The sequence below is a fragment of the Deinococcus sp. genome (assembly GCF_018260555.1).
GTDB lineage: Bacteria > Deinococcota > Deinococci > Deinococcales > Deinococcaceae > Deinococcus.
The window spans coordinates 1-10,959 of record NZ_JAGLBB010000077.1 but is presented as its reverse complement, the minus strand read 5'-3'; the positions used below and the strand labels follow the sequence as shown (position 1 = coordinate 10,959).

10 protein-coding genes are annotated in these 10,959 nt (G+C 69.3%); 7 read left to right on the top strand and 3 right to left on the bottom strand.

Annotation, left to right across the window (positions count from 1 at the left end; genetic code table 11):
- The 4 genes from QZ271_RS12595 to QZ271_RS12580 all read left to right on the top strand — a co-directional run.
- A partial coding sequence (locus QZ271_RS12595) for an HD-GYP domain-containing protein (protein ID WP_291432003.1) occupies positions 1-1,665 on the top strand: 1,665 nt, incomplete at its 5' end.
- Positions 1,666-1,745: 80 nt separating this feature from the next.
- A complete protein-coding gene (proC, locus tag QZ271_RS12590; protein ID WP_291432001.1) occupies positions 1,746-2,537 on the top strand; it encodes a pyrroline-5-carboxylate reductase in 792 nt (263 codons plus the stop codon).
- A gap of 121 nt (positions 2,538-2,658) precedes the next feature.
- On the top strand, positions 2,659-2,886 hold the full coding sequence (locus QZ271_RS12585) for a family 1 glycosylhydrolase (RefSeq protein ID WP_291431998.1): 228 nt from the start codon (positions 2,659-2,661) through the stop codon (positions 2,884-2,886).
- Between the two features lie 164 nt (positions 2,887-3,050).
- Positions 3,051-3,626, top strand: coding sequence for a hypothetical protein (locus QZ271_RS12580; protein WP_291431996.1), 576 nt, complete (start codon positions 3,051-3,053; stop codon positions 3,624-3,626).
- Positions 3,627-3,799: 173 nt separating this feature from the next.
- On the opposite strand, the gene QZ271_RS12575 is transcribed toward QZ271_RS12580, so the two are convergent.
- Positions 3,800-4,462, bottom strand: coding sequence for a glycosyltransferase family 2 protein (locus tag QZ271_RS12575; protein ID WP_291431994.1), 663 nt, complete (start codon positions 4,460-4,462; stop codon positions 3,800-3,802).
- A 296-nt stretch (positions 4,463-4,758) separates the two neighbouring features.
- Positions 4,759-6,564, bottom strand: coding sequence for a hypothetical protein (locus QZ271_RS12570; RefSeq protein WP_291431991.1), 1,806 nt, complete (start codon positions 6,562-6,564; stop codon positions 4,759-4,761).
- Between the two features lie 274 nt (positions 6,565-6,838).
- Here QZ271_RS12570 and QZ271_RS12565 point away from each other — a divergent pair, with 274 nt between their 5' ends.
- From QZ271_RS12565 to ftsY, 3 genes are all read left to right on the top strand, one after another.
- Positions 6,839-8,956 (top strand): protein kinase, encoded by a 2,118-nt coding sequence (locus tag QZ271_RS12565; protein WP_291431989.1) that lies wholly within the window; start codon positions 6,839-6,841, stop codon positions 8,954-8,956.
- Positions 8,953-9,207: a glutaredoxin family protein gene (locus tag QZ271_RS12560; RefSeq protein ID WP_291431987.1), complete on the top strand. Its 255-nt coding sequence runs from the start codon at positions 8,953-8,955 to the stop codon at positions 9,205-9,207. The genes QZ271_RS12565 and QZ271_RS12560 overlap by 4 nt, the downstream gene beginning before the upstream one ends.
- 212 nt (positions 9,208-9,419) lie before the next feature.
- The gene (gene ftsY / locus QZ271_RS12555) at positions 9,420-10,376 is read left to right on the top strand and encodes a signal recognition particle-docking protein FtsY (RefSeq protein WP_291431985.1); all 957 of its coding nucleotides are present in this window, start codon (positions 9,420-9,422) and stop codon (positions 10,374-10,376) included.
- Positions 10,377-10,590: 214 nt separating this feature from the next.
- Here the strand turns inward: ftsY and bshC are convergent.
- On the bottom strand, positions 10,591-10,959 hold a 369-nt coding region (gene bshC, locus QZ271_RS12550; protein WP_291431983.1), incomplete at its 5' end, for a bacillithiol biosynthesis BshC.

Below are 10,959 nucleotides of genomic sequence, written 5' to 3'. Positions count from 1 at the left end.
TCGGCGCACGCAGCCGTCGCCCACACGGCGCTGCTGCGCCAGACCCGTTCGGCGCGGCTGGCGGCGGACCTGCAGCGCGCCGCGCAGCTGCTCCGCGACGGGCACGCGCTCCCCGAGGTGACCCTGCAGGCCGCCATGCGTCTGGTCCGGGCGGACGGCGCGGCCCTGATCTCCGCGCGGGGCGGGCCTGTGCTGAGCGCCGGGACACTCGACTGGCCGGACCTGTATGCCGCGCAGCGGTACCTGCGCCCCGGGATGCTCAGCGCGCGCCCCACACCCCGCGCGCCGGACGTGCTCGCCGGACCGCCTGGCCACTGCTCGCCGCTCCTGCTGGACCCCGAGCCGCTGGGCCTGACCCGCACGCTGATGCTGCCCCTGAACAGTGGGGACCTGCCGCCGGTCGCGTGGGTGTTCCAGATACGCCGCTTCCCGCAGCCGTGGCTGTCGGACCCGGACGCACTCATCTGGAACGTGCTGCGCGCCGCCGCGCGCGATCCCATTCACGCGGCCGGTCCGCGCGGCCTGGAACGCCGGCGTCCCCACGACCCGGCGCTCTCACCGACCCTGATCAGCGTGCTGGGCAGCGTCGGGGACAGCCGGGTGCCGTCCGAGATGGCCGGGCGGGGCCTGCAACACCTGCTGGACACCAGCGGGGCGGTGGGGGGCGCGCTGCTGACCCTCCCGGTGGACGGCCTGTACCCGGCCATGCCGTCTGGCCGCTCCGATCCGGGAACCGGCGGGTTCAGCGCGGCGGACCTGAGCGCCTCGGCAGGCGACACGCGGGGCCTGTGGAGCGCGCAGGCGCAGGCGGCGCTGCTGGCAGTTGCGCGCTCCGGTGAGCCGCGCCAGCAGGCGGCTGACATTCCGGGCGCACAGGGGCCCGCTGTCCCCGGGTTCCTGAGCGTCACGCCGGTCGGGTACGCCGGAACGGTCGGCGGCGTCATGGCGCTGCTGCACCGTTCCGCGCCGCCCGCGCCGGAAGTCGCGCCGCTGCTCAGGGTGCTGGCCAGCGAGGTCGGCAAGGCCAGTGAGCGGCAGCGGTCGCTGCGGGACCTCGCGCGGGTGCGGGAGAACACCTTCCGGGTGCTGGGCCGCGTGCTGGAGTACCGCAGTTACGAAACCAAGGGCCACACCGACCGCGTCACTGCCCTCGCGTTGCAACTGGGGCAGTGGCTGGACCTGACCACCACCGAGCTCTCGCACCTGCGCTGGGGCGCGTACCTGCACGATCTGGGCAAGATCGCCATTCCGGATGACGTCCTGCACAAGCAGGGAGAACTCGATAGCGCCGAGCGGGAGTGGATGCGGCGGCACGTCACCATCGGTGAGACGCTGCTGCGCGAGCAGGGCCTCGTGCCGCCGGAGGTGCTGGAGGTGGTTCGCCACCACCACGAACGCTGGGACGGTCAGGGGTACCCGGACGGCCTGAGCGGGCAGAACATTCCGCTGCTGGCGCGACTGTTCGCCGTGGTGGACATCTTCGACGCCCTGACCAGCGAGCGGCCCTACAAGGCCCCCTGGAGCCCGCGCGACAGCCTGCGCGAGCTGCGCCGCATGGCCGGCACGCACCTCGATCCGGCGCTCGTGCAGGCGTTCATGGACCTGATGGCCAGCGGCGCCGCGCCGCCCGCGCTGCCCGGCCCTTTTGGCAGCTCCCTGCTGTAGCGTCAGCGGCGCGCGGGGCCGTCTGCACAACGAACAGCCGGGCAGTCCGGGCCACCGCACGCGCACCTATACTGACGCGCATGAAGCTCGTGATCGTTGGCGTGGGGAAACTCGGACTGGCTCTGCTGGAGGGCGTGACCTCGCGCGGCGTGATCGCCCCGTCGGAAATCGGGCTGCTGGACCTAAACACGGCGCGCGTGAGCGAGATCTCCGAGCGGACCGGCGCTCAGATCGTCACGCCCGCCGACCTGCCCGGCACTGAGCGCATCCTGGTCAGTCTGCAACCCCGCGTGTTCCTGGAGGCCGCCGACTGGCTGGCGCAGGAGAACGCCGGGTACATCAGCACCATGGCGGGCGTCAGCGTCTCGGCCCTGACCCGCCGCCTGGGTACGCGGCGCGTGGTGCGGGTCATGCCGAACCTCGCGGCGACCATCGGGCGGAGCCAGACGGCCATCACCGGCCCACGTGAGGCGACGGACGCGGGTGATCTGGCCTTCGCCCGCTCGCTGTTCGCGGCGGTCGGGGACGCCTACGAGCTGCCCGAGCACCTGTTCAACGCCTTTACCGGCATGAGCGCCAGCGGTCCCGCCTACGTGGCCGTGGTCGCCGAGGCGCTGGCCGACGGCGGCGTGCGCATGGGCCTGCCGCGCCCCCTGGCAAACGAACTGGCCGCCAAGCTGCTCGTCTCGACCGGCGAGCTGCTGCAACTGCGGGCGCATCCGGGCCTGCTCAAAGACGAGGTCGCCAGTCCCGGCGGCACAACCATCGCGGGCCTGGCGGCGCTGGAGAAGGCCGGCGTGCGCGGCGCGCTGATGGAAGCGGTGGCGCAGGCCACCCGGCGCGGCGACGAACTGGGCAGGGACCAGGAGTGATACGGACTGCGGTTGATTCAGAACTGCACCGAATCAACCGCAGTCCGTATCAGATGTACCCCAGTCTCAATACATCACCGAGAACCGCGCCGCCTTCTCCGACGAACGCAGCGGCGACCTCGTGCACGACCCGCGCCGCACCGAGTTCCTCAGCACGCACCTGACTGCCCTGCTGGACGCCAGCCAGGCCGGGGTGGACGTGCGCGGCTACTCCGCGTGGTTCCTGATAGATGCCTTCGAATGGGCTTTCGGGTACGGGAAACGCTTCGGGCTGATCTACGTGGATGACGATACCCAGGAACGGCTGATGAAAGACAGGGCATTGCCCTGTGCTACCAGGCCTTCCTGAACTCCTCTGGTGGCCGTCAGGCGGCAACAGTCAGGCGGCAACAGTGATCTGGCGACAGTCATCTGGTAGCGGTCAACGGCTGGCGTGGTGTTCGGGTGACCGGTGGGGGAGGGCTGGTCATCCTGTCAGGCCCGCGTGAGAGGCAGGCACTAAGCTGGGGGGCGATGCCCGCCCCTGCCCGCCTTACCGTCCGCCGCGCCCTCGTCCTCCCGCTGCCGGGTCTGCTCGGGGCGGCGCTCCTGACCGCCCAGGCGCTGGACAGCAATTACTACCCCCGCAAGGCTGGAACCCGCTGGACGTACTCCAGCGGCGAGACGCAGGTCATGGGCGCCGCCGTGACATACCGGGGCGTGCCGGTCGTGCCGGTCAGTCACCAGTACGGCAGCACCACCTACACGCAGGACCTGCTCGAATTCCGCGCGGACGGCAGCGTGTGGCTGCGGGGGGTGAACGTAGGGGGTCGCCTGAGCTGGTACGCTTCGCCGCTGAATGTGTACCCGCCTGGCCCACTGAGTCCCGGCATGATCTGGAGGGGCAGTAACGGCGCCGTCCGGACCGTGTCTACCGTGACCGGCGTGACCCCTCTGAAAACGGTGGGCGGCACCTTCAATGCCCTGACCATTCAGACCGAAACGACCGCCGCCGGGAAGATCAGCGTGCAGAAAACGTACTTCGTGCCGACGCTGGGCGTCGTGCGCTACGAAACAGCGGACGGCAGCCGCATCGACCTGCTGCGCTGACCGGCAGCCGGGCTGCCGCGCGCCGCTGGCGGTCCTGTCATACGGATTCCGTCTGTTTCGTTGACAACTTGGGAAGGCGCCAAGTTGCCAACTCCACGCCCGGAACCCGCTTTGCTCCCACTCGCTCCGCTCGGGTTGAATGGTTTGTGCAAACCATTCAACCGGAGTCCGTATCAGGATTTTCGGCGGCGTACGCGGTAGGTCAGCAGGGACACGTACATGCGGGTGCGGGCCGCCGCGCCGCGCCAGAAGCCCCGTTTCTTTTCCTTGACCACCTGCGCCACGTTCGGCAGGTTCACGTACGCCCAGCGTGCCCCCGTCACCTTCAGGTGCCGCGTGATGGCGGGTTCCGGCCAGCGTTCCTCGCCCAGGCCGGGTACGCTCAGCAGCCAGGCGCGGCGGCAGGCCCGCTGTCCGCTCAGGTGCGGCGTGAGCTTGTTGCCCCAGTCGGTCACGAACCCGCCCCCCTCGAACACGCCGATACTCATGTCCAGCGTGTCGGCCTGTACAGGGTCCAGCAACGTCTGCAGGTGCGCGGCGCTCAGGCCGGTCAGGTCGGCGTCGAGCAGCAGCACGAACTCGGCCTGCGTGGCGTTCAGGGCCGCGCGCAGGGCCGCGCCCTTGCCGCCGTTCTCGGGCAGTTCCACCACGACCGCGCCTGCCTGCCGCGCCGCCTGCGCCGTGCCGTCACTGCTGCCGTCCGAGGCGACCACGACCTCCTGCGCGAATTGCCGGGCCACCCCCACCACGGCCGCCACGGTCTCCTGCTCGTTGAAGGCAGGAATCAGAACCGCCACGAGGACCGGCGGGTGCAGGGGTGAATGAACCGCAGTCATGACCCACATGGTAAGCGAATCGCCGCATCATGCGGGCAGCCGCCTGTTCCGCCATCAACCCGGAAGTTCACCGGCTTCCCGGCTTCACGTCTGGAACCCGCAGTGCTCCGCTCCGCTCGGGCTTGAACAGTTTTCCGCACCTCTCATACAGATTCCGTTTGTTTCGCTGACAATCCGGAACTTCACCGGATTGCCAGCTCCACGTCCGGAGGCCCATTTTTCTCCCACTCGCATCCGCTCGGATTGATTCAGCGTACTTCCGAATCAATCGGAATCCGTATCAACCGGAGACGGGATCAGTGACGGGTCGAGAACAGCCCGTCTTCCAGCAGGTCCGGGCTGATCATGTCCGTGCTCTCATCGTGCACGGCAGCGGCTGCCAGCCACTGCCCATGCCGCACGAGGATCAAGTTCAGGTCTGGCACGCGCACCACCAGCAGGTCCTGCAAGATCATGGGCGCGTGCCCCGGAATGATCACGGCCAGCTCGGACTTGTAGTCCAGTCGCAGCGTGACCGACCGGGTCCCGGCCTGCAGGGTCAGCGGGTCGTCGCCCATCAGGACACTCAGGAATTCCCCGGTGTCCGGCAGGTCGAGGTTCTTCCCGGCGCGCGGATCGGAGAGCGTTTCCGGGCTGCGCAGCGCCACGTGCAGCGCCTCGTGCAGTCGGCGGCCCAGAACCGGGTGCACACCCAGCGCGTCGGACGCCGCGCGGAACACCTGCGCGGCCTGAGCGGTGTCCGTGCGCCCCAGCCGCACCATCAGGGACTCCACGCCCTTGCGCGCGAAGGCCATCAGGGCGTCGGGCGTGGCGTCGCGGTACTTGCGGGCTGATGATCCCTGCAACGACGGCAGGTCCAGCGGCGCCCCGCGGAGCAGTTGCGCCGCCGCGCGCGCCATACGCAGGAACAGGTACTCGCCGCCCGGGTCCAGCAGCAGCGATACCGCCCGTCCCAGCGACGCCCGTGTGCCCAGTTCCGTGGCCGCCTGACTTTCGAGGCGCAGCATCAGGTAATCGCCGCTCACGAAGGCCCGCAGCTGCGTCTCGGGAAGGATGATGCTCTGCGGGCCATCCCCGGTATCACGCGAGGGTCGTAGCAGCGCCACCTGACCCGCCACCTGAATCTGCCAGTTCTTCCCGATGGGCTGCCAGCTCACGTTCAGGCCGCGCCAGCGCGCCGTCTGACCGCCTCGCAGATTGATGACCAGGACGTCCGCGCCGTCGTCCGGGGCGCGCATGGCCGCCGCGGGGTGCCGTGCGTACAGGACGCTGCCGTGCGGCACGGCCCCCAGGGTCGGGGTGGGCGCGGCTATGATCAGTGGTTCCAGGAAAGCGGCGACCTGCTGCGCCGCCTCGCGGATGGCGGGCCGTTCACGCGGATCGCGTGGCGTGGGGTACTCGGCCCTCAGGGCGCGGACGAGGTCCTCGCGGGCTTGCGTGCCCAGCGGTTCGCGCTCGGCGGCCGCGATGCGCGCGGCGAGCACGTCCTCGTCCGCGTGCCGGGGAAAGGGTGCGCTCTGCGCGGCGGAAAGGGCCGTGCGGACCCGCGCACGTCCCTGTTCGCTCAGCAGCAGCTTCGACAGTGCTCCCGCGAGGTTCTGCACCACTTCCGGGTCGTGCAGGTCCATCAGCGGATCGTCAACAGGCGGAACCGCCACGGATTGCGCGGTGTTCGCGGCGGCCCGTTCGGCGTTCTCGGTCACTGCGAACAGTACCCGCAGTTGCGCGAGCGCCGGTTCCCGCTGCCAGCGCAGCGCCTGCACGCTCACCAGCCGGGAGGTCCGGTGATGCCAGGCGAGCAGTTGCAGGTCCTCCCAGGCACGCGACTCGTCGGTCTCGGTGGTCGCGGGGGCTGTCCAGATGCTCGGCCCGTTAAACGACGCGCGGGGGTTCGCTTCGGGCGGGCGGCTGCCTTTCTGGTACAGGCGGTACTGCTGGTCTGCCTCGCTCAGTCGGCGCAGCAGCGCGGGCTCCAGCGGTGCCTGCAGCAGTTCTTCCCGCAGCATGCCCAGTGACCGCCACCCGCCGCGCGGTACCCGGCCTGCCAGCACGTCCGCGACCTTGTACTCGAACAGTTCGGTCAGTTCAGTCAGGTAGTTCATGCGGCGCCACCCTGCCGTGAGCGGCGCGCTGCCAGGAGGCGCGGCGTGACCGGAGGCTGCGCAGTGACCATTGCCCCCAGTATGCCGCACCTGCCGCGCCCTCCGCACCCGGGACCGCGCGGCCGTTCACCCTGACCCGCCAGCCAGGAAGTGCGCCGGCCAGTCAGCCACTGCGCCGGTCGGCCGGGAACTGTAAGTGCAGCGCAAGGCCCGGCTCTGTATAACTGTGTGTAATGAAGCTGTTGCCTCCCTCTTCCTGCCCGGCCAGGCCCGCATGATCGCGCTGCTGCTGGTACCGCTGTTCATTGTGGGTGTCCTGCTGACGGTCCGCGCGCCCGAACGGGTCCTGGGCACCGTGGGGGCCGCCGCCGCCGCCCTGATGACGCTGCTGCTCGCCTACCTGACCCTGACGGCCGGCGGCGGTCCCATCCAACTGGAGAACCTGAACCGCACGCAGGGCGTCCTGACGGCCGCCGCGTTCGTGCTGGTCACCGCCGCGTTCCGTCTGGGCCGGGTCGTGATGCCCAGCCTCGACCGGCCCGGCCGCCTGCCCGGCCAGCAGAACCCCACGCGCGCGCCGCGCGCTGCCACGCCCGTGCCGCCCTCACGCCCACCCGCCACCACGCACACCGTCACGGACCTGCGCTTTCAGGAGTACGAGGTACTCGACCGGGTCGGGATCGGCGGGATGGGCAGCGTGTACCGCGCGCGCCGCCGCCAGGACGGCCGCGTGGTCGCCCTGAAGGTCCCGCAGGAGAAGTACCTCGCAGACGCCAAGTTCGTCAAACGCTTCTACCGCGAGGCGGAGGTGCTCAAGCGCTTCAATCACCCGAACATCGTGCGTGTCTATGACTACCGCATGCAGGATCCCGAGCATTACATCGCCATGGAATTCCTGGAAGGTGACAGTCTCGAGGGCCTGCTCGAACGCCGCACCCTGAGCTTTCATGAGGGCGCGCAGCTGATCCGCGCGCTGGCCGACGCGCTGCGGCATATTCACATGCAGAACGTCGTGCACCGCGACATTAAGCCCGCCAACGTGATGGTCCTCAGGAACGCCTTCACGGACGGCGTGCTGCGCGAAGGCGGCGTGAAACTCATGGACTTCGGCATTGCCGTCGGGAAGGTCCTGACCCGCCTGACCATGACCGGCGCGCGCGTCGGCACGCCCATCTACATGGCCCCGGAGCAGGCCAAGGGCAACCGTGTGGACGCCCGCAGCGACGTGTACTCGCTGGGCCTGCTGGCCTACGAGATGGTCACCGGACACACGGCCTTTAAAGGCAGTTACGAGGCCGTGGTGCACCAGCAGGTGTTCGAGACGCCCAAACCGCCCAAGCAGGTGCGGCTGGAAGTGCCGGGCAAACTGAACGACCTGATCCTGAACATGATCGAGAAGGACCCCGCCCACCGCCCCACCCTGGACGACGTGATCGCCCGCATCGACGCCGGCGTACTGACCGACGAGATCTTCAACGACCCCATCGCGCTCGCCATGAGCGTGCAGGAGAAACGCGGCACGCTGCGTCTGCTGGACCTGAAAGGCAAACTGCGCGCCAGCCTGCGCGACCAGACCGGCGGCGCCCAGGGTCTGCCCGGCGCGCCCAACGCCATGACCGGCGACCCGGAAGGGAACCTGTACGTCACGCTGCTCGACTACCGCCAGGGCAAGGCCGGCGCGCTTGTCCGGAAACTCGACGCGCAGGGCACCGAACTGCTGAGTTTCGGCCCCTACGGCCTGAATGAGGGCGAGTTGCTGCAACCGGTCGGGATCGCCGCGGCGCAGGGACAGGTGTTCGTGCTCGATGCCGAGGCACACCGCGTGGTCGTGTTCGACTCTCAGGGCCGCTTCATCCGCCGCTTTGGCGGGCGCGGGCAGGGCCTGGGCCGCTTCGAGAAGCCCAGCAGCATCGTCGCCGCCCCCGACGGGCACGTCTACGTCCTGGACACCGGGAATCACGAGGTGCAGCGCTTCAGCCCGCAAGGGGAGTACATCAGCCGCTACGCCTTCCGCCTGGACCGCAGCAGCGATACCCTGCGCCCCCTGGAAGGCCTGGGCGTGGACCAGTTCGGCGCGGTGTACATCGTGGACAGCGTGGCCCGCAAGATCCGTAAGATCGAGTCCGACGGCACGCCCGGCATGACCTTCGCCATGGAAACCCTGGTCGGAGAGCCGGCCGAGGCGCCCTGGCTGATCCAGGTCGGCCCGGACGGACAGATCTTCGCCGTGCGTCAGGGCGGACAGGTGCTGCGGACCTTCTCGGCCGTGGGCGACCTGCTGACTTCCAGCGACATGTACGCGCCCGTGCAGGCCATGAGCCTCCTGGGCCGCCCGAAAGTCGTTCAGACCACCCATCCCCACGAGTCGGCCGCGATGGGCCCGACCACATGAACCTGCCCACCCTGACCCTCTACACCCGCCCCGGCTGCCACCTGTGCGAACAGGCCGCCGGGAACCTCGCGCGCCTGGAATTCCGGGTGCAGACCGTGAATGTGGAACTCGACCCGCACCTGCGCGCCCAGCACGGCGACCACGTGCCGGTCCTGGCCCTCGGGGACCGCGTCCTGGGTCGGGGCGCGTTCAGCCCTGCGCGCCTGAGTACCCTGAAACTGGTCCTGATCCGTGAGGCGCGGCCCGACTGATCCGGATTTCGTCTGTTCCATGAGCAAGGCGTAACTTCACGGGATGGCCAGCGCTACGCCCGACAGTCCTTCCTGCTCGCGCCCCTGTCCGCCGGGGTGGAACGGTACGGCAGACCAGTCCGCACAGGTCCGTATGAACGGTGCGGCGTGCGCCAGGGACGCTATGGTACTCGTATGAACGTCAACCCCAACCACCCCGCCGGAGCGCGCGCGTGAGCTGGCTCGAACGCCTGCGCGACGGGCTCAGCAAGACCCGCCAGCAGATCAACACGACCGCCGGCTTCCTCGGGCAGGACGTGCGGGACGTCGTCACCAACCGGCTCGACACCATTGAGGACCTGGAGTACGCCCTGATCGCCGCCGACGTGGGCCGCGCCGCCACCGAGGACATCCTCGAGGATATCCGCCGCGCCGAGGGCAAGGACCTCCAGCAGGCCCTGATGGACGCCCTGACCCTGCAACTCGAACCCGACGCCCGCCGCGCCGAATTCCGCAAGCTTGGCTTCGCGCCCGACGCCCGGCGAACCAGCGTCGATCCCAAGGGGCACGTGGTCATGGTCATCGGCGTGAACGGCGTCGGCAAGACTACCACCATCGCCAAACTCGGCCAGTACTACATGAACCGCGGCAAGAGCGTCATGTTCGCCGCCGGGGACACCTTCCGCGCCGCCGCCGGTGCGCAACTCGGCGAGTGGGGCGAGCGCCTGGGCATTCCGGTCGTGCAGGGAACCGACGGGGGCGACCCCGCCGCCGTCGCCTTCGACGGCGCCAGCGCCCGCGCAGCGCGCGGCACGGACCTGCTGTTCATTGACACCGCTGGCCGCCTGCACAACAAGCACAACCTGATGGAAGAACTCAAGAAGGTCCGCCGCGTGGTCGAGAAGGCCGATCCGGCCGAACCTTCCGAAACGTGGCTGGTTCTGGACGCCGTTACCGGCCAGAACGGCCTGCAACAGGCCAAGAAATTCCACGAGGCGACCCCCCTGACCGGCGTGATCGTCACGAAACTCGACGGAACCGCCAAGGGCGGCATTCTGGTCGCCATCGTCCGCGAACTCGGCGTACCCATCAAGTTCATCGGGGTGGGCGAACAGCCGGACGACCTGCAACCCTTCGACAGCCAGGAATTCGTGCGCGCCCTGTTCGACGTGAATATCCCGCGCAAATAGGAAAGCGCAGGTAGGAAAGCAAGGCGGCAGGCGGGCGGCCCGGTCGAATGGCGCCGCCCGCGCTGCGTCTATCGCGTCATACGGACTGCCGCTTCACTGCGCCACAGTCGGAAAAGCGCCGTCTGTGGCTCCATACCGCGAAGGGGCGTCTGCTGTTCCTACTCGCGTCCGCTCGGATTGATTCAGAACTCCACCGAATTAATCGGACTCCGCTTCAGGGAATGTCGAGCTCGCCCTGCCAGCCTGCCGGAAGGGCAAGCAACTGCCGCAGGGGCGTGTCGCCGTGCTTGAGCAGGAAGGTCAGGAAGTTCATCTCGCGTTCCTGGGGCACGCCGTTCGGGAGCAAGTGGACCTTCAGGCGGGTCAACTGGCCGCTGCGGTCATTCTCGGCGCGGGCCAGGGCGTGCGTGGCGAGCCTCTGAAGGTGCGCGACGCGCGCGGTGGTGCGGGTGCGGGTGCGCTGCGCCGCGCCGCTCAGGGTGGGGTCGAGCGCGCCCAGTTCAGCGGTCAGGGCGCGCAGGTCCGCGTCCAGTGCCGCCAGTCGCGTGGCGCTGGCGGCCGCCGCGCCCCGCTCGGCCGCCAG